Origin of the sequence: Paenibacillus tuaregi (genome assembly GCF_900086655.1) — a bacterium.
Lineage (GTDB): Bacteria > Bacillota > Bacilli > Paenibacillales > Paenibacillaceae > Fontibacillus > Fontibacillus tuaregi.
In genome coordinates this window covers 67518-87243 of record NZ_LT575476.1, presented here as the reverse complement: position 1 = coordinate 87243, position 19726 = coordinate 67518, and the positions used below count along the sequence as shown (strand labels likewise).

The window sequence follows — 19726 nt, the reverse complement described above, 5'->3', positions numbered from 1 at the left end:
TTCCTTTCTACCTGTCGGCCACACTGAAGTTCTCTACTCTAAAGTTCTCTACACTAAATTGGGATAAATGGAATAACTTCAGTACATTGTATTTATCGTAAAGGATATTGCCTGGTAAATCAATCGCTCCAAGGGACACAGCATATCAACTATTCTCACCCGCGCCCGTTCCCGGTTACAAAAAAACCGCCCCGAAGGGCGGTTTCGGCTTGATTATTCCTCTTAGTTGAAGAATACGTTCAATTCCGAGTCTTTATCAAAGATATGAATTTTGTTCATATCGATAGCCAGTTTAACTTGATCTCCCTCACGGGTTCTGGAGCGTCCATCTACGCGCGCGATTACAGTGTCATTGCCAACACCGCTCAAATGAAGCTGCATTTCGTGACCGATGTTCTCAGTCAGGAATACACTTGCATTAAAGATAGTATGCGGGGAAGCTTCCAGGAATACAGGCTCTTCATGAATGTCCTCAGGACGAATACCCATGATGACCTCTTTGCCTACATAGCCTTTTTCTTTGAGAGTAATGGCTTTGCCTTGTGGTACTTCAACGTCCAGACCGTTTGCTTTGAAATGAACAGCACCGTTAGCTTCGGAAAGTGTGCCTGTAACAAAGTTCATGGTTGGGGAACCAATGAAACCAGCAACAAAGATGTTGGTTGGTTGGTTGTACAGTTCTTCTGGGGAAGCTGCTTGTTGAATAATACCGTCATGCATAACGACAATACGATCACCCATCGTCATAGCCTCGATTTGGTCATGCGTTACATAGATACAAGTGGTTTCAAGACGCTTAACCAGCTTAGTGATCTCAGCACGCATCTGACCGCGCAGCTTTGCATCCAAGTTGGAGAGAGGCTCATCCATAAGGAAGACTTGTGGATCACGGACAATCGCACGGCCCAGGGCCACACGCTGACGCTGACCACCGGAAAGTGCTTTCGGTTTGCGGTCAAGCAAATGAGTGATGTCTAGAATTTTAGCTGCTTCACGAACACGCTGGTCGATTTCTTCCTTCTTCACTTTACGAAGCTTCAGACCAAACGCCATGTTCTGGTATACGTTCATATGTGGATACAATGCATAGGACTGGAATACCATTGCGATGTCACGATCTTTCGGTGCCACATCGTTCACTACGCGGTCACCAATGTACAATTTACCTTCAGAAATCTCTTCAAGACCTGCGATCATACGAAGTGTTGTGGACTTACCGCAACCGGAAGGACCAACCAATACAAGGAACTCCTTGTCTTTGATGTCCAAGTTAACGTCCATAACAGTAGCCTTTTCAGCTCCAGCGTATTTCTTGTAAATGTGCTCTAAGCGTACACCAGCCATGAATAATTGCCCCCTAAGCATTTTTTATAATAGCAATAATGTAATCGGATACATTTCTATTCTTATATTAAACTAAAGGCCAATAGACCGCCATACACAAACTGCACAAAAAACCTATTTCCTTTTCGTCACTTTACACAATAATAAGGTCAACTTCACAAGAACTGCATCTTGAAAGCTGCGCACATCAAGTCCGGTCTCCTGCTTGATCTTATCCATGCGGTACAAGAGCGTATTGCGGTGAATGTATAACCGCTTGGCTGTCTCACTAACATTGCAATCCAATTGGAAGAACGATTCCAGTGTGGACAAAGTCTCATTATCGGTAAATACCGTGGAGCTTGCATGAGGTACCGTCTGATCCAGGAACTGTCTGCGCTGCTCATCAGGAATGCTGTAGATCAGCCGTTCCAAATACAGTGCCCATGGTAAATGAATATGCTCTGTCAGATGAAATAGACGTCCAAGCTGCAAGGACTCTCTTAATAGGGATACTGCGCTGGTTAGAGATTGCAGCGGTGTAATGGGGTCAAGAACAGACAGATGAGAGGTGCCGCCCCACTCGTTGGAAATCAGTTCATAGACCCCCTGGCACAGGTCATACAGCATGCCCCGTTCGGTATCCTGCCCTTCATCGCTCTCTTCCTTAAACCCATTTAACAATGATTCTCCAACCAAAATCAGCCACTCTCGGCTGCCTGGAAGTGGAACCAACGTGATATCTCCGTCAAAATAACTCTGCAGCAGCTTATTCAGCTGTTTATAAGTAAGATCCCGGTGTGTCCGGTTCTCATAACTTAGGAGAAAAGGAACCATGGTACCGGTAAGCCTGGACTTTAAATTAAGCTGGTCCGGAATTTCCTCATGCAAAAGTCCTCGATCCAGCTGTGCTTGAATCCATTGGCCAAGCCGGGTATTTCGCTCTTCTTCATCTCCAGGGGATGAGGCAACACTACTGAATCCCGCTCCGCGGGCAGCTTCAACCACAAGCTCAATCAGCCTGATTTCCGATTCCGTAACCACTTTGGCATCCATTTCAAACCCGGTTATACCGGCCTCTGACTGATCCCAGGGAATGAATAAGCGTTTTCCCTTGATTACCGCAGTAGTACCTGATACCTCACTACCTGCCTTCGCGGCTTTAGCCCAAGAAGACCATTCCTTAAGAGATAGATCCCTTTGCTCTACAGAATCCCCTACAACTCGTTCAAGCTTCTCTCTCACTAATTGTATGTCCATAATCAAGACGCCTTTCTAAGCTATGTCATTATATAAGCTAAGCAAGATGATTACCTCTTATTGTAGCATATCCCATCCGGCCACTTCACCTGGCTGCTCGGTGCCTAGTGCTTGTTGCTTGGTCTTGTTGGTCAAAACCTCCTTGCCTCCACCCGCATAGCAGGTGGTTTTTTTCCCACGCTTCGCATGCTTAGCTGGTTAAAGCCAATAACAAAAAGACCGTTAATCTTAATAGGATTAACGATCTTCATATGATGAGCCATGAAGGACTCGAACCTTCGACACCCTGATTAAAAGTCAGGTGCTCTACCAACTGAGCTAATGGCTCTTACTGGTGGAGGCTGATGGATTCGAACCACCGAACTCGTAGAGAGCAGATTTACAGTCTGCCGTGTTTAGCCACTTCACTAAGCCTCCAAGATATTAGAAAAAAATAAAGTGGCTCGGGACGGAATCGAACCGCCGACACGAGGATTTTCAGTCCTCTGCTCTACCGACTGAGCTACCGAGCCATACAAAATGGTCAAAAAAAATAAAGTGGTCACATTATGCTTCCCACTTCACTGTGGAAAATTCCAGTTTTAAATGAATGGCGGAACTGACGGGATTCGAACCCGCGGTCTCCTGCGTGACAGGCAGGCATGTTAGGCCTCTACACCACAGTTCCGCAATATTCATAAAAGTGGTGCCGGCGAGAGGACTTGAACCCCCAACCTACTGATTACAAGTCAGTTGCTCTACCAGTTGAGCTACACCGGCACATATGGTGGAGGCTGAGGGGATCGAACCCCCGACCCTCTGCTTGTAAGGCAGATGCTCTCCCAGCTGAGCTAAGCCTCCATATGTATAATAGCGGCGGAGGGGATCGAACCCCCGACCTCACGGGTATGAACCGTACGCTCTAGCCAGCTGAGCTACGCCGCCATATTCAAACTTTCCTCTAATGCCCGTCCCTCACGTTCATGTTATGGGAATGGCGGAGAGAGAGGGATTCGAACCCTCGCACCACTTACGCAGTCTAACCCCTTAGCAGAGGGTCCCCTTATAGCCACTTGGGTATCTCTCCAAAGCATCATCAAGGTATTAATCCTTGAAAACTAGATACGAAACGAACTTGCGCACCCTTCTAGGAACTGCGTCCTTCGGGTATTTTTGGATAAGCCCTCGACCGATTAGTACTGGTCAGCTCCATGCATTGCTGCACTTCCACCCCCAGCCTATCTACCTCGTCGTCTTCAAGGGGTCTTACATACTGGGAAATCTCATCTTGAGGGGGGCTTCACGCTTAGATGCTTTCAGCGCTTATCCCTTCCGCACTTAGCTACCCAGCTGTGCTCCTGGCGGAACAACTGGTGCACCAGCGGTGCGTCCATCCCGGTCCTCTCGTACTAAGGACAGCTCCTCTCAAATTTCCTACGCCCACGACAGATAGGGACCGAACTGTCTCACGACGTTCTGAACCCAGCTCGCGTACCGCTTTAATGGGCGAACAGCCCAACCCTTGGGACCTACTTCAGCCCCAGGATGCGATGAGCCGACATCGAGGTGCCAAACCTCCCCGTCGATGTGGACTCTTGGGGGAGATAAGCCTGTTATCCCCAGGGTAGCTTTTATCCGTTGAGCGATGGCCCTTCCATGCGGTACCACCGGATCACTAAGCCCGACTTTCGTCCCTGCTCGACTTGTCAGTCTCGCAGTCAAGCTCCCTTATGCCTTTGCACTCTTCGAATGATTTCCAACCATTCTGAGGGAACCTTGGGGCGCCTCCGTTACGCTTTAGGAGGCGACCGCCCCAGTCAAACTGCCCACCTGACACGGTCCCCGTACCGGGTTACGGTACTAGGTTAGAACTCCGATACGATCAGGGTGGTATCCCAACGGTGCCTCCACCGAAGCTGGCGCTCCGGTNTGCTCTTAGTAGCTTAACCATTGCTCGGGTTGGTTGACCAACCTTCGCGCTACCTTAGATACTTCACTTGTTTGCACAAGTTCAGCTTAAAGGAATTCTAATTTACGCAATTTCGTTTCGTTATCTAGTTTTCAAGGATCAAATGAAAATTTGTATGGTGGAGCCAAGCGGGATCGAACCGCTGACCTCCTGCTTGCAAGGCAGGCGCTCTCCCAGCTGAGCTATGGCCCCATATTTCACCCCAAAAAATGATGTATGGCTCCGAAGTCTATTCTGATTACTTTCCGGGGACCCCGGTGATACATTACTTTTGGTAGCAATATGGTGGGCCTTAGTGGACTCGAACCACCGACCTCACCCTTATCAGGGGTGCGCTCTAACCAGCTGAGCTAAAGGCCCTTAATTTGTTAAATTGTAACCCATTAGGGTTGCGCTTGGCGACGTCCTACTCTCCCAGGACCCTGCGGTCCAAGTACCATTGGCGCTGGAGGGCTTAACGGTCGTGTTCGGGATGGGTACGCGTGGAACCCCTCCGCCATCATCACCAAACGCATGTTTGAAAGAGGTTTGCTCTCTCAAAACTGAACAACGAGTGAGAGGTTGCTTTGCGATGCAAAGCGGATACGGCAGCTTGCGCTGACCGCAATATTTGAATGCTTCCGTCGCAGGAAGCGATTCTCCNCATACCAGCCTCACTGCTTGGACGGACATCCATCAGTCCGCGTCACTACCCTGCTGCGTCACCCCATCGCTCATAACGGATTACGGTGGTACAGGAATTTCAACCTGTTGTCCTTCGACTACGCCTTTCGGCCTCGCCTTAGGTCCCGACTTACCCTGAGCGGACGAACCTTCCTCAGGAACCCTTAGGCTTTCGGCGGATCAGATTCTCACTGATCTTTTCGTTACTCATACCGGCATTCTCACTTGTATGCAGTCCAGCGCTCCTTCCGGTACACCTTCAATNCAGTCCCAGTGTGGCCGTTCACCCTCTCAGGTCGGCTACGCATCGTCGCCTTGGTGAGCCGTTACCTCACCAACTAGCTAATGCGCCGCAGGCCCATCCATAAGTGACAGATTGCTCCGTCTTTCCCAAATCCCTCATGCGAAGAACTTGCGTATCCGGTATTAGCTACCGTTTCCGGTAGTTATCCCAGTCTTACAGGCAGGTTACCTACGTGTTACTCACCCGTCCGCCGCTAACTCTCTGGAGAGCAAGCTCTCCATCAAGTCCGCTCGACTTGCATGTATTAGGCACGCCGCCAGCGTTCGTCCTGAGCCAGGATCAAACTCTCCATTAAAGTGTTTGACTTGCTCATTTTGAAACTGACGAGAATTTTAATTCTCATTCGATCAAAGAACCGAAGTTCTTCAATCTTGTATCTCACTCGTTGTTCAGTTTTCAAAGATCAAACTCGCTTTTGTTCATCACCGCGTTGTTTCAGCAGCGACCTTTATAATATATCACATTGCTTCTTCAGTAGTCAACACTTTTTTTAACCGATTTTTCTAAGTTGTTAAAAGCGCTTGTCCCCTCAAAGGAGCGATTTATAATGTAACACAGATGCCAAGCAACCGTCAATCATTAAGTCCATGTTAATTTTATCCCTATTAGGAGAGCAACCCCAGGCAGTCCTAACAAAAGTACAGTACTCATAGTTATCGGATTCAAAGGGATATACAGATCGGACACAATACCTGAGTAATTCACCACATAGATACCAAGAGCAGCAAGAACAACATGAAGACCGAGCTTGGTCAGCCAGCTGAACCCGAGCTTTCTTGTTACCAGTATATATACGATTAAGATCAATGACGCAACTAATACACCTGTAAAAACCCATCTCACAGTCATTACGCCTCCTTCGTATTCACATAATTAATATGGCATTCCATAATAATTCGGACCCCACTGGGATTCCTTCTTGGCCTCTTTCAAATGGATCTGATATCGCCTTTCAGCAGCCTCCAGGGTATATACCGCAAAATCAATCTCGTCCTCGCCTACAGCCTCTTGGAAAGCCATATAGGCTCTCTCCCACTCTGCCTTAGCCAGACGGATTTCCTCGTAAATGTGAGCCTTGCGCTCGTAATCATGATCTGCTGCCCGCTGCTTCTTCATACTCTCGGTCCATTTTGTCCACCAAGCCACTCATACCCCTCCCTCTGTACAAACAGAATTCAACCAGCCCTGTCCGACTGTTCATATTCCGTATTCCATACATATCTGGGAAAGGACAAACTTAGAACCAAAAAAAGAAGCCTCCTAAGAGGCTTCCGTCATTACACATTTATTTCATTCATTGATTAGAATTGTGCTCAGCTAAGCTCCCGCCGGCCCTCAAGCGCCTTCGATAGCGTTACTTCATCCGCATATTCTAAGTCTCCACCTACCGGCAGCCCGTGAGCAATCCGGGTCACACGGATGCCAAAAGGCTTAACCAGCCTGGAAATATACATAGCTGTAGCTTCACCTTCAATGTTCGGATTCGTCGCAAGAATCAACTCCTGTACCCGCTCATCACTAAGACGGCCGAGCAGCTCCTTAAGGCGGATTTCATCCGGACCAATCCCTTCCATGGGAGAAATCGCCCCTTGTAGAACATGATAATAACCGTCAAATTCTTTCGTCCTCTCCATGGCCACTAAGTCCTTGGACTCCTGAACCACACAGATCACAGAAGCATCTCGGGTCTTATCCTGACAAATCCGGCACGGGTCTGTGTCCGTGATATTGCAGCAGACTGAGCAATAATGAAGATTCCGTTTTACACTAACCAAAGCTTTAGCGAAATCCACCACATCGTCGTCCTTCATGCGCAGCACGTGAAAAGCCAGTCTGGCTGCCGTCTTAGGCCCAATTCCCGGCAGGTGCGTAAATGCATCGATCAGCTTGGCGATCGGTTCGGGATAATACAATATTCGTGTGCTCCTTCGATAGTGTAATTAGAACAGTCCTGGAATTTTCATACCGCCCGTGAATTTGCCCATGTCCTGATTAGCCAGCTCTTCCGCTTTAGTTAAAGCGTCATTAACCGCAGTTAATACGAGATCTTGAAGCATTTCCACATCATCAGGATCTACAGCTTCCGGTTTAATATTGATGGACAGCACCTTTTTGTGGCCGTTCACTTGAACTGTAACCACACCGCCGCCGGAAGTTCCTTCGATCATTTTTTCGCCGAGCTCTTCTTGAGCTTTCAGCATTTGCTCCTGCATCTTTTTAACCTGCTTCATCATTTGGTTCATATTGTTCATGGGAAACGCTCCTTTAGATTAATTTCAAGCTATGGATGTAACAACAAGCAATCGCAGGTGGATGTACTCCTTACCTGCAAATCACTCTTTTATAACAACAAGGTCGTCTCCAAAAATATGAAGAGCCTCATCTACCCAGGGTTCTTTACTCGCCCCCGTGTCCTCAGGACCCGGTTCTAATTGAAAAGGTTCAGGCGCAGCATTAGACCCTGCTCCCTCAACCGCTTCGTTCCAATCCTTAAGCATCATGCTGACCAGGCGGAATGGTCCACCCAGCTGCTGTTCCAGAATCCGTTCAATCACTTCCTTATTGGCCGGCTTCTCCGTGGTCTCCCTGTGGATGTCGTTCTTAAAAGCCACCAATACGGTGTTGTCCAAGACGGAGACAGGCTCCCCATTCATGAACCAGGCATGGATGGTCACCTTCTCCTCCTTCACACGCTGGAGAATCTGATTCCACTTATTCTGAACAGCTGTAAATTCCGGAGAGTTACGCTGGGCAAGATAACGGTCCAGGTTCGCTGGAATCTTGGCAAGATTCGAGATTCTTGGCGCCGGAGATCTGCTAGCCTGAGGACGAGAGCCCCCTCCAGATTCAGAACCTCCCCCACCTGCCGGTATGCCATTCTTAAGCGCCTGATTCAGCTTCTTCTCAAGCTCGGCAAGCTGACGTCTAAGCTGCCCTACCTCGGAAGCATCCGCATTTCCGGCAGATGCTCCTGCTGAAGCGGCGGCCTGAACAGACAGGCCCGGAGCCTCACCCTCAGTAATACTGCACAATTTAAGCAAAGCCACTTCAAATAACATCTGCGGCTGCGCAGCATATTTCATTTCCGTCTGATAATGATTCAACGTGTCGATAATACCGAACAGCTGCGGCTTTGTAAAGGCTTTCGCCATCTCTTCGAACTCCCGCGCGTCCAGAACGCGCTCTGTCATGTGTTCAGCCTTTGGCACCATCTTGATCATCAGCAAGTCGCGGAAATAATACATCAGGTTCTCCATACACTTGTCCGCGCTCTTACCCTCCTGCATGAACCCCTCAATAATCTGAAGCATTCCACCAATATCTCTACGGGACAAAGCTTCAGCCAGCTCGGCAAACTGCCGCGAGGCAATCCCTCCGGTCATAGCTAGAACCTGCTCATAGGTGACATGCCCGTCGGTAAACGAGGAAATCTGATCCAATATGCTTAGCGCATCTCGCATCCCGCCATCGGACAACCGTGCAATATACTGAACAGCCTCGTCATCGGCCTGAATATTCTCTTGTTCGCAAATCTGCTTCAACCGGTCACTCTGTTCTTCCAGAGAGACCCGGCGGAAGTCAAACCGCTGACAACGTGATATAACCGTGGCCGGAAGGCGATGCGGCTCCGTTGTTGCCAGGATAAACATCACATGTGGCGGCGGCTCCTCCAGCGTCTTGAGCAGCGCGTTAAAAGCCTCCGTTGTAAGCATGTGAACCTCATCTATGATATACACCTTGTGCCGGACTTCCGTCGGAGCGTACTTCACTTTCTCTCTAAGATCGCGGATCTCCTCGACCCCGCGGTTGGAAGCTGCGTCGATCTCAAGAACATCCATGACCGCTCCCGCCGTAATCCGTCTGCAGGCTTCACATTCATTACACGGCTCAGCTGCCGGTCCCTTCTCACAGTTCACGGCCTTGGCCAAAATTTTGGCAGCACTCGTCTTACCGGTTCCTCTAGGCCCGCTAAACAAATAGGCATGGGAAAGCCGGTCTTCCCGGATCGCATTCTGAAGCGTCCGGATGATATGCTGCTGACCCACCATATCTTCAAACGACTGCGGCCGCCAAGCGCGGTACAGCGCGATATGTTCCACTTGCGGCACCTTCTTTCGGACATTACGTTAATAACGCTGGTCACATACTTTTATTATACTATACTCCCAAGGAGAGAAAAACTTTTAATCCCCAAATCCAGCCATTCAGGCATAAAAAAACATCTCCGCCTATCGGCAAAGATGTGCTTGTTGTTTATGGATGTACCGTGCACCTATTATTGATCATTGCGATCCAAGCGGCACCCTTGCAGAACAACTCGGGCTAGGCCACCCTCCGGCACAAGAGTGGGACTGCTTATGGCTGCTTCCTTCCGGACCTGACCAGGTTCACAGTTACTCATTGCGGAGGACCCAGCCGTCAACATTGACTGCAAGGACCAAACCTCACATCGACAAGACCTCTAATAGGAATTCAACCTCGCTACAGCGGATTGCGAGTTACAGGGCACCGCTACCTCCCCGTCTAGCACGGTGAAAATAAGTATATCTCAAGCCCGTCCAAAATGCAAACGGTTAGAAGAAGTTAACAGATTGTCCACCTAATCCGGCCTGTTGTGTTGGAACAACATATACCCGTCATTTCATCCGGTCCTTTCCCTTTTCTTCCATTCACTGCTAGACTTTTGATATAATTTAATAGATTTACCTGGTGTTAACACAGCCACTCACTACAGCTGTAACTCAGAAAGGTGGTTATTTTCGAATCATGAATACATTTAAAAAAACCAAGGCGGTTCTCTGCCTGGCCCTCGCCCTCACATCGTTTGGTGCGATTGGTTCAGGAGCTGCACATGCCGCCGGCAAAGTAAGCATCCTGCTTGACGGGTACCCCCTACCGTTCCCTGCTCAGCCGACAGTCGTAAAGGGTACGACACTCGTTCCATTCCGGGCGATCTCCGAAGCACTGGGCGTGGCTGTCATCTGGGACTCAAAGACCAAAACGATTACTGCAACCAGGAACAGCAGCGGAGCATCTAAAAAAGTCATACTGACTCTGGGCAGCAAGAATGCGACAGTGAATGGACAAAAGGTAGCCGTGGCGCTTGCCCCACAAACGATCAACGGCACAACCATGATTCCCCTGAGCTTCTTCAGCCAGCAGTTCGGTGCCGGTGTGAAGTGGGACGGTTCTACAAGCACGGTATCTATTGTATCTCCACGTGAGAAATTGTATACGCTGGCCTTCTATGCCCAAGGGGCATTTAGCGAAGCCTCGCTGATTCCAGACTTTAATGCGGTTGGATTCGGCTGGAGCCGCATTGATGACCAAAGCAATTTCACCACAACGGGAAAAGATTTCTGGTGGCCTAAGCCGGCCGGAGATACCACACCCGAGAAGCTGGTGACAGATGCAGCTGCTGCCGGAACCTCCCCTTATCTGCTTGTCTACTCGGGAGATGCCAAGGGCGAGCTAACCAAGTTGGTGGAGGATAAAACCACTCGTAAGCAGGCCCTAACCCAGATGGTCGATACCGCAATTCAGAAGCAGTTCAAGGGAATCCTGCTGGACCTCGAAGGCTTAGGTCTTACAGGAAATCCGCAGACTGTTCAGGCTTCCTATAACAATCTGGTCAAAGAAGCCGCAGACGCTGCCCATGCAGCCGGCCTCAAGCTCTCTTTAGCCCTGCCGCCGCTGAACGGGTCTTATCATGGCTATGACTACAAGAGGCTCGGAGAGCTTGCGGATGAGCTTATCATTATGGCCTACGCCTATACCAACGAGAAGCTGCCTCAGCCTGCAGACCGGGTGGATAAGGCTGTCCAGCTCGCTCTGAAAGAGGCTCCTAAAGACAAGCTCGTACTTGGAGTAAACTTGTACAGCGAGAATGAGAATACCGTGAATACCAAGGTAGGCCTCGCCAAGCGTTACGGTTTGAAGGGCGTAGCCTTCTGGAGACTGGGGCTTGGCAAACAGGCCGTATGGGACAAACTTAACCAGACCATCACGTTAAAGAATAATTAATATCCCTTACCTAAAGAGCTTAATTACCGCCTATTAATTGCCGTTAACGCGTAATCCCTACAGGAACGCACTCATCTTTATAAGCTCCTAATTAAGCACCCATATAAATTGAACTTTAGAATTAACCGATCTTCATGTATTTTTAATAAAATGCACAAGAAAAATCCCCTCTGACTCGTCAGAGGGGATTTGCATATATCGATCAAGCTGCAGCACAGAAGATCGTATTAGATTCCGTATTTCTTCTTAAATCTATCAACGCGGCCGCCAGCATCAAGGAATTTCTGTTTCCCTGTGAAGAACGGGTGGCAAGCGGAGCAGATCTCCACGCGCAGATCCTCTTGAACAGATCCAGTTTCAAACTTGTTGCCGCAAGCGCAAGTAACAGTTGTCACGTGATATTTCGGTTGAATAGCTTGGTTCATGACATTCACCTCTTTCCGCCCTGAGTCTCATGCGTACCCAGAGTTATAATAACCAACTCTGATTGTATCATAATTATGTCATCAATTGCAATCGCTTATTACAAATCAGCGGGCGCTCTTCTTAAACCGTCTAAGCTCGGCAGGAGGAACATGAGAATAAGAGCCCATGACCACATCCGGGAGCTCTTCCTGAAAAATTTCAATGGCCTGCTTCATGCCAAGGACCTCACCGCGTGCCTTAGGAATCAGCTCTAGATAACTTTCTGGATCAATATTAAGATTACGCCATTGGATCAGCCGAAGCTTGGTCCGCCGGGCAAATTCGATCATCGCCTCAATCTCCTCCTCACGGTCGGTAACGCCCGGGAAGATGAGATAGTTAATCGAAGTATAGACGCCCTGCTCGGAGGCGTAGCGAAGAGACTTCTCCACATTAGCCAGCGTGTAGCCTCTCGGCTTGTAATAAGCATTATAATGGTCGTCCAGAGCACTGATCGTACTTACACGCATCAGGTCAAGGCCGGCATCCACAATGCCCCGAATGTGATCGGTTAGACCTGCATTCGTATTAATGTTGATGTAGCCCATATCCGTGGTTTGACGAACCTGACGGATCGCGTCAATAATGAGCTTGGCTTGCGTGGAGGGTTCCCCTTCACACCCCTGCCCAAAGCTGATAATCGACTCTGGCGTCTTCAAGTGTTCCAGCATTACTTCCACAATTTCCTCGGTGCGAGGACGAAAGTTCATCCGTGTCTGCGGGGAGACAAACCCACTGTCATCCGGCTGCTCGGAAATACATCCGAAGCACCCTGCGTTACAGGAGTAAGAGACTGGAACAGCCCCCTCCCAGCGGTTCAGAAACGTATTGGAAGCCGTTAGGCACTCGTAACCCAGCGCACAGTTAGATAGATGCTCATACAGGCGATTCTCCGGGTATTCCTGCTTGAGACGCTTTACCCCCGCTTTAAGCTCAAGCGGATCGCAGTTGAGCGGATTCCATTTCTCCGGATCATCCGTCAACCGGGCAGTGACGTAGAATTTCCCCTCACTCCAAACCACGGCTGAATATCCGAAGAGTGGCAGCTTATATTCCTTATCTGTCTTGATGTAACCAGGAAGACAAAGCCGGGTATACCCCTGCGGCAGCAGTGCGCCCACAGCCTGGACATTGCCCGGCAGAGGCTGCATCTCCCCGCTTTCAGGGTCCATACCCACCGGACGGGTGCTCGGAAGGCCCACCAATGTGGCACCATCCGGCAGCGGAATCAGTTCATCCTCCATAATCTCAACGATCATATCTCCGCTGCGGGCTAGACCATACAGCGAAGGATGATCGAATACATTGCCTTGTTCATCTGCATATACCAAATACATTGTGTTCTCCCTCTTTGCTTGAGACCAAAACGATGGGGTCAAGCCGTTAGTTAAGTGTTCATCGGGGACGGAGTCTGGCGTCCGGAACGACGCGCAGTGCTGCCGGGTGAAGATGGCGTGCTGGCCTGGCCAGCCACGTCGAATGAAGCCAGGAATTCGGCATTCGTCTTCGAATCACGCAGTTTTTTGAGGAAACCTTCCACAAAATCATAGCTTTCGTTCATATTTTTACGGATCGACCAAATGGTGTCGAGTTCTTCCTTCGTCAGCAGCACTTCTTCGCGGCGGGTACCCGAGCGGCGGATATCTATCGCCGGGAATATGCGCCGTTCTGCAAGCTTACGGTCCAAATGAAGCTCCATATTACCGGTTCCTTTGAACTCCTCGTATATAATATCGTCCATCCGCGACCCCGTATCCACCAAGGCTGTAGCCAGAATAGTCAGGCTTCCGCCCTCCTCCACATTCCGCGCTGAACCGAAGAACCGCTTCGGACGATGGAACGCAGCTGGGTCAATCCCCCCGCTGAGGGTACGGCCGGATGGCGGAACCACCAGGTTGTACGCCCGGGCCAGCCGGGTAATACTGTCCATAAGGATGACCACATCCTTCTTATGCTCCACCAGGCGAAGGGCACGCTGCAGCACAAGCTCAGCCACCTTGATATGATTCTCGGGCAGCTCATCGAAGGTGGAAGCAATGACTTCCCCCTTAACGGAACGCTGCATATCCGTAACCTCCTCGGGGCGCTCATCAATCAGCAGCACAAACAAGGAGATATCCGGATTATTCGTTGAGATGCTGTTGGCGATTTCCTTCAGAAGCAGGGTCTTCCCCGCCTTCGGAGGCGCAACGATCAGGCCGCGCTGGCCAAGCCCCACCGGAGCAAGCAAATCCATAATCCGGGTGGAGAGCTGGGTAGGCGAGGTCTCAAGCGACAGCTTGGTCTGTGGGTACAATGGTGTAAGCGCAGGAAAATGCAGGCGCTCTGCCGCCTGGGCAGGATCTTCTCCATTCACCGCATTGACCTGAAGCAGACCGAAGTAACGCTCGTTCTCCTTCGGTGTACGGCATTTGCCGGATACCAGATCCCCTGTACGCAGGTCGAATTTACGAATCTGCGAAGCAGAGATATAAATATCCTCCGTGCTTGGCAAATAGTTGATCGGACGCAGGAAGCCATATCCTTCCGGCAGTATTTCAAGTACGCCTTCCATAAACATCAGTCCGCTCTGCTCCGCCTGGGCGCGCAGAATGGCAAAAATCAATTCTTTTTTCTTGAGCTGACCGTAATACGGAATTTGGTACTGCTTTGCAAGCTTGTACAAATCCGTCAGCTTCTTTTCTTCCAGATCGGAAATTTGGAGATCCATTTCATTAACCACCTATTCAATTTATAATTCAACGTAAGTTGGATGTATGTGTCAGAAAGTACCAGAAGTTGTACTCGAGGGTAATAAGAAGTTCCAATCTGAAGTGATGGAGCAGGATTCTATGAAATCTGGATTCTATGACGACGTCTTAAGAGTTATAGAATAGTTATACCCGTAGTGGGGGGAGTTATGCGGACAAAGAAGAAAATATTCCAAAAAGGGGTTCTCACTTCTCACTATTTCAACGTTCAGAGAGGATCAACAGTTACACCTGAATTTGTATTCACAAGTAATTTCTCTTGTAAAAATGCGGCAGAGCTCTGAAGAGCTGCCCCCTTATGAGGCCGGCTAACTTCAGGGCTCCGCCCCAGTCTAACAGGCTACTCCGCCTGACGCCACACATCCGCACCAAGATCGCGCAAATTGGTGACGAGATGGTCGTATCCACGGTCGATGAGCTCAACACCGGATACTTCCGTGATTCCTTCATCCACAGTCAGCCCGGCAATCACAAGAGCAGCTCCCGCTCTAAGATCAGCCGCTCTCACCTTGGCTGCATTCAGCTTGCCGCCTTCAATGATCGCACTTCTTCCTTCCACACGGATCTTGGCACCCATCCGCACCAGCTCCGGCACATGCTTGAATCGGTTGCTGTATACGAAATCACTAAGCACGCTAACCCCTTCCGTTTGAGTCAGAAGACTGGTCATGGGAGACTGCAAATCTGTTGGGAAGCCCGGATACACCAGCGCCTTCACATCAGCATGTCCATACGAGGCGGCTCCGATGACCCGAATGGATTCATCAAGCTCTTCCACACCTACACCCATTTCAATAAGCTTAGCTGTTAAAGCCTCCAAATGCTTGGGAATAACATTATCAATAAGAACATCCCCGCGCGTAGCCGCGGCGGCAATCATATAGGTTCCCGCTTGAATGCGGTCAGGGATGATGGAATGGCGGCAGCCATGCATTTCCCGAACGCCCTCAATACGGATCGTCTCCGTTCCGGCACCCTTAATCACTGCGCCCATGGAAACTAGCAAGGTGGCCACATCAATTATCTCCGGCTCCTTGGCCGCATTCTCAATAATTGTAGAGCCTTTGGCTCTGGCTGCTGCCAGCATGATGTTAATCGTTGCACCTACACTGCTGACATCGAGGTATATCTTCGCACCGCGCAGCTCCTTGGCATGAAGGTGAATCGAGCCATGCTCATTGGTCACGGTGGCGCCCAGCGCTTCAAAACCTTTGATATGCTGGTCAATTGGGCGGGGCTCAAAGTTGCAGCCTCCAGGGAGTCCGATTATGGCTTCGCCAAACCGTCCCAGAAGAGCCCCCATCATATAATAGGAAGCCCGGAGTTTCTTCACAGGCCCATTTGGCATAGGAATCGACTTAATAAGACTTGGGTCAATCTTGATCTGGTTTCCGGACCAAGTCACGGATGCGCCCAAGTCTTCAAGAATTTCAGTATACACAGCGACATCACTCAACTCCGGCAAATTATCCAGAATAACTTCTGATTCCGCTAAAATTGCCGCCGGCAGAAGCGCTATGGCGCTGTTCTTCGCTCCACTGATCTGAACGGTTCCCCTGAGCGGGCGGCCACCGCTGATCATTAATTTTTCCATCAAAGTGAGGTTCCTCCTGCAGGCAAAAATGATTCTGACAATTCCTTTCCATGATACCACTTCTGCCTTATAAAAGCATCTTTGTCTCTATATCGGCACAAAAAAGAGGAACTCCGCCCTAGGCGGAATCCCTCTTCTGTGACCGATTTATATTAAGCTTTGTTGTTGGATCCGAACTCGCGGATTTTGCCGATTACTGTCTTCTTGATTGCTTCACGGCCTGGAACGATGTATTTACGCGGATCGTAAGCTTCAGTTTGTGCGGCAAGCACTTCACGAACAGCTTTAGTGAACTCGATTTGGTTCTCAGTGTTCACGTTAATTTTGGAAGTACCCAAAGAGATAGCTTTCTTAATATCATGAGTAGGAATACCTGTACCGCCATGAAGAACAAGTGGAACCTTCACAGCGTCGCGGATTTCTTCCATTTCAGCGAAACCAAGTTTTGGTTCACCTTTGTAAGGACCGTGAACGGAACCAAGTGCTGGTGCCAAAGTATCAATACCTGTTTCTTTCACGATACGAACACAGTCGTCAAGCTTCGCGTACATTACGTCAGCGACAACGTCATCCTCTTGTCCACCAACGAGACCAACCTCAGCCTCAACGGAAACGCCTTTGGAATGAGCATACTCAACCACTTTCTTCGTAGTTTCGATATTCTGCTCGATTGGGCCGTGGGAAGCATCGATCATAACAGAAGTAAAGCCAGCATCGATTGCTTCTTTACATTTGTCAAAGCTTGATCCATGGTCCAGGTGAATGGCTACAGGAACTGTAATCTTCATGTCATGGATAAGTCCTTCAACCATCTTAACCACAGTATAGAAACCGCTCATATGGCGGGCAGCACCTTCAGAAACGCCAAGGATAACTGGTGACTTCTCTTCTTCTGCGGCAGCCAGAATCGCTTGTGTCCACTCCAGGTTATTGATGTTGTATTGACCAACAGCATATTTCCCCTCAAGTGCTTTGTTCAACATTTCTTTCATAGATACTAATGGCATGGTTCATCCTCCTAAAGTTGGCTTGTCTATTCTTTACCCGATTCTCACACCTGCTTATTATACCACATTACGGGAAAAATACTAACCAACCTTTAGGCCATAATCGTGACAAAAAAAGGACTCCGTTACCGGAGTCCTAAATTACTGCGCCGCCCTTAAGCTGCATATTTACAGCAATCCGCATCTCATCAATATCAAACGGTTTCGTAAAATGCATCAAGGCGCCGAGTTCCGTAGCTTCTTTAATCATATCCAGCTCGCCATAAGCCGTCATCATGATGACTTTGGTTTCCGGCTTGACTGCTTTAATATGTTTCAGGATCTCCAGACCATCCATTCCGGGAATCTTCATGTCCAAAAGCACCAGGTCCGGCGATTCACTGCGGACAATTTCTAGAGCCAGCTTGCCATTTGCTGCTTGGTACGTCTTGTATCCTTCACTGCTGAACACTTCCATCAGCAGAATCCGGATACCATTCTGGTCATCAACGATCAGAAGCTTCTTATCTTCCACGAAACAACCCTCCCGAAATCCCTCTAATCATCTCAAAATACTGCTATCCGACAGCTTGATGTGTAGATATTCGCTTAAGAATTTGAAATTCCTGCTAATTTCGGGAGTATTTTTTCATTTTTGTGAATATATCGAATCGATATTAAGAATTGTGGGTGATGGATGCCTTCACGAACTCACGGAACAACGGTTGTGGACGGTTCGGACGGGAAGTAAACTCTGGGTGGAACTGAACAGCCAGGAACCAAGGGTGATCCGGGCACTCTACAATTTCAACCAATCTGCCGTCCGGGGAAGTTCCCGAGATGCGCAGGCCTGCCTTCTCAATAACCTCACGATAAGCATTGTTGAATTCATACCGGTGACGGTGTCTCTCGTAAACCAGCTCATCGTTATAGCACTGTTCTGCAAGAGAACCCGGCGCAAGCTTACAAGGGTACAATCCAAGGCGCATCGTTCCGCCCAAATCTTCAATATCTTTTTGTTCCGGCAGAAGATCAATAACCGGATACTCGGTAGCCGGGTTGATCTCGGAGCTGTTCGCACCTGTCAATCCCGCCAGGGAACGGGCATGCTCAATCACAGCAACCTGCATTCCGAGGCAGATGCCGAAGAAAGGAATCTTCTTCTCACGCGCATAACGGATCGTGCTGACTTTCCCTTCAATCCCACGGTCTCCGAAGCCGCCAGGAACCAGGATACCGCCTACGCCACCAAGCATTTCCTCCACATTCTCATCGGTCACTTCTTCCGCATGAACCCAGCGGATCTTCACATCCGCGTTGGCATCAAAACCTGCATGGGAGAGGGACTCAACCACACTCAGATAAGCATCGTGCAGCGCGACGTATTTGCCCACAATCGCGATTTCTACCGTCTTCTCCAGCTTGTTGATGCGGTGCACCAAATCTTCCCACTCGCTCATATCCGGAGCCGGAGTAGTCAGCTTCAAGTGGTTGACCACAATCTCGTCCAATCCCTCTTCGCGAAGGTTCAGAGGCACTTGATACAGCGTATCTGCATCCCGGCATTCTACAACCGCGCTGGCATCAATGTCACAGAAGAGGGCGATCTTCGCTTTCATGTCGGAGGACAGCTCATGCTCCGTGCGGCAGACAATGACGTTCGGTTGGATCCCGATGCTGCGAAGCTCCTTCACGCTGTGCTGGGTTGGCTTGGTCTTAACTTCACCCGCAGCCTTAATATAAGGAATCAGGGTTACATGAATGTACATAACATTCTCGCGCCCGATGTCACTCTTGATCTGGCGGATGGCTTCCAGGAACGGAAGGCTCTCGATATCGCCCACGGTACCGCCGATCTCTGTGATCACGACATCGGATCCAGCTTCGCGGCCAGCACGGTATACACGCTCTTTGATCTCATTTGTAATATGCGGAATAACCTGAACCGTTCCCCCAAGGTACTCCCCACGGCGCTCTTTACTGATGACCGAAGAGTAGACCTTACCGGTTGTAACATTACTGTTCTTAGACAGGTTAATATCAATGAAACGTTCGTAGTGGCCCAGGTCAAGATCCGTCTCAGCCCCGTCATCCGTAACGAACACTTCTCCGTGCTGATACGGGCTCATCGTTCCCGGGTCCACGTTGATATATGGATCGAATTTCTGGATTGTAACTTTCAGCCCTCTGTTCTTAAGCAGTCTCCCCAGCGATGCGGCAGTGATCCCTTTGCCCAGGGAAGAAACCACACCCCCGGTTACGAAAATATATTTTGTCACAGTCTTAAACCCTCCTATAAGTAGTCCAGTAAGTAGTCCAGAAATTCTAAAAACAGTATGGTACAGCTTGTACTATGGTAACCCATTCAGATGGAAATCATCTCGAAAAAGCCACATAAAAAAACAAAAA

At 49.3% G+C, this 19726-nt stretch carries 15 protein-coding genes, 10 tRNA genes, 1 other RNA gene and 2 other annotated features; of the genes, 1 reads left to right on the top strand and 25 read right to left on the bottom strand.

All coding sequences use genetic code 11. The annotated features are described in order from the left end of the window. Positions 1-222 precede the first annotated feature (222 nt). The 18 genes from BN6628_RS00780 to ffs form a co-directional block, all read right to left on the bottom strand. Complete coding sequence (locus BN6628_RS00780; protein ID WP_068612880.1) at positions 223-1344, bottom strand: ABC transporter ATP-binding protein; 1122 nt, start codon at positions 1342-1344, stop codon at positions 223-225. A gap of 114 nt (positions 1345-1458) precedes the next feature. Next, entirely contained in the window at positions 1459-2583 is a 1125-nt protein-coding gene (locus tag BN6628_RS00775; protein ID WP_082926730.1) for a PucR family transcriptional regulator, read from the bottom strand. A gap of 255 nt (positions 2584-2838) precedes the next feature. Next, positions 2839-2911: transfer RNA gene (locus BN6628_RS00770), tRNA-Lys, on the bottom strand. 4 nt (positions 2912-2915) lie between these two features. Further along, positions 2916-3000, bottom strand: a tRNA-Tyr gene (locus BN6628_RS00765). Positions 3001-3022: 22 nt separating this feature from the next. Continuing rightward, a tRNA-Phe gene (locus BN6628_RS00760) sits at positions 3023-3095 on the bottom strand. A gap of 78 nt (positions 3096-3173) precedes the next feature. Further along, a tRNA-Asp gene (locus BN6628_RS00755) sits at positions 3174-3250 on the bottom strand. A 16-nt stretch (positions 3251-3266) separates the two neighbouring features. Continuing rightward, positions 3267-3342, bottom strand: a tRNA-Thr gene (locus BN6628_RS00750). A 5-nt stretch (positions 3343-3347) separates the two neighbouring features. Continuing rightward, positions 3348-3423, bottom strand: a tRNA-Val gene (locus tag BN6628_RS00745). A gap of 10 nt (positions 3424-3433) precedes the next feature. Further along, positions 3434-3507, bottom strand: a tRNA-Met gene (locus BN6628_RS00740). A gap of 50 nt (positions 3508-3557) precedes the next feature. Then, positions 3558-3649 (bottom strand) — tRNA-Ser (locus BN6628_RS00735). Positions 3650-3747: 98 nt separating this feature from the next. Next, positions 3748-4583: a sequence feature (23S ribosomal RNA rRNA prediction is too short), on the bottom strand. Positions 4584-4647: 64 nt separating this feature from the next. After that, positions 4648-4723, bottom strand: a tRNA-Ala gene (locus BN6628_RS26355). Between the two features lie 91 nt (positions 4724-4814). After that, positions 4815-4891: transfer RNA gene (locus BN6628_RS26350), tRNA-Ile, on the bottom strand. A gap of 33 nt (positions 4892-4924) precedes the next feature. Continuing rightward, positions 4925-5785: a sequence feature (most likely nonfunctional fraction of RNA operon), on the bottom strand. 292 nt (positions 5786-6077) lie between these two features. Next, entirely contained in the window at positions 6078-6347 is a 270-nt protein-coding gene (locus BN6628_RS00725) for a pro-sigmaK processing inhibitor BofA family protein (RefSeq protein WP_187386098.1), read from the bottom strand. Between the two features lie 24 nt (positions 6348-6371). Continuing rightward, positions 6372-6614 (bottom strand): DUF2508 family protein, encoded by a 243-nt coding sequence (locus BN6628_RS00720; RefSeq protein WP_082927062.1) that lies wholly within the window; start codon positions 6612-6614, stop codon positions 6372-6374. 197 nt (positions 6615-6811) lie between these two features. Beyond that, the gene (gene recR / locus BN6628_RS00715; protein ID WP_068612872.1) at positions 6812-7411 is read right to left on the bottom strand and encodes a recombination mediator RecR; all 600 of its coding nucleotides are present in this window, start codon (positions 7409-7411) and stop codon (positions 6812-6814) included. Between the two features lie 27 nt (positions 7412-7438). Next, on the bottom strand, positions 7439-7750 hold the full coding sequence (locus BN6628_RS00710) for a YbaB/EbfC family nucleoid-associated protein (protein WP_068612869.1): 312 nt from the start codon (positions 7748-7750) through the stop codon (positions 7439-7441). A gap of 81 nt (positions 7751-7831) precedes the next feature. Beyond that, positions 7832-9598: a DNA polymerase III subunit gamma/tau gene (gene dnaX / locus BN6628_RS00705; protein ID WP_068612866.1), complete on the bottom strand. Its 1767-nt coding sequence runs from the start codon at positions 9596-9598 to the stop codon at positions 7832-7834. Between the two features lie 165 nt (positions 9599-9763). Further along, positions 9764-10031: signal recognition particle sRNA large type (ffs, locus tag BN6628_RS00700), an RNA gene on the bottom strand. Between the two features lie 234 nt (positions 10032-10265). Here ffs and BN6628_RS00695 point away from each other — a divergent pair. Then, the gene (locus BN6628_RS00695) at positions 10266-11522 is read left to right on the top strand and encodes a stalk domain-containing protein (protein WP_068612863.1); all 1257 of its coding nucleotides are present in this window, start codon (positions 10266-10268) and stop codon (positions 11520-11522) included. 227 nt (positions 11523-11749) lie between these two features. Here the strand turns inward: BN6628_RS00695 and rpmE are convergent, their stop codons facing one another. From rpmE to BN6628_RS00660, 7 genes are all read right to left on the bottom strand, one after another. After that, positions 11750-11947: a 50S ribosomal protein L31 gene (gene rpmE / locus BN6628_RS00690; protein WP_068612860.1), complete on the bottom strand. Its 198-nt coding sequence runs from the start codon at positions 11945-11947 to the stop codon at positions 11750-11752. Positions 11948-12052: 105 nt separating this feature from the next. Further along, the gene (locus BN6628_RS00685) at positions 12053-13324 is read right to left on the bottom strand and encodes a radical SAM family protein (RefSeq protein ID WP_068612857.1); all 1272 of its coding nucleotides are present in this window, start codon (positions 13322-13324) and stop codon (positions 12053-12055) included. Positions 13325-13374: 50 nt separating this feature from the next. Then, positions 13375-14697, bottom strand: coding sequence for a transcription termination factor Rho (gene rho, locus BN6628_RS00680; RefSeq protein ID WP_068612855.1), 1323 nt, complete (start codon positions 14695-14697; stop codon positions 13375-13377). Positions 14698-15077: 380 nt separating this feature from the next. Then, positions 15078-16331, bottom strand: a complete 1254-nt coding sequence (locus tag BN6628_RS00675) for a UDP-N-acetylglucosamine 1-carboxyvinyltransferase (protein WP_068612852.1) — start codon at positions 16329-16331, stop codon at positions 15078-15080. A 152-nt stretch (positions 16332-16483) separates the two neighbouring features. Next, positions 16484-17338, bottom strand: coding sequence for a class II fructose-bisphosphate aldolase (locus tag BN6628_RS00670; RefSeq protein ID WP_068612849.1), 855 nt, complete (start codon positions 17336-17338; stop codon positions 16484-16486). A 136-nt stretch (positions 17339-17474) separates the two neighbouring features. Further along, on the bottom strand, positions 17475-17852 hold the full coding sequence (locus BN6628_RS00665; RefSeq protein WP_068612846.1) for a response regulator: 378 nt from the start codon (positions 17850-17852) through the stop codon (positions 17475-17477). A 142-nt stretch (positions 17853-17994) separates the two neighbouring features. Continuing rightward, positions 17995-19596: a CTP synthase gene (locus BN6628_RS00660; protein WP_068612843.1), complete on the bottom strand. Its 1602-nt coding sequence runs from the start codon at positions 19594-19596 to the stop codon at positions 17995-17997. Between the last annotated feature and the right edge of the window lie 130 nt (positions 19597-19726).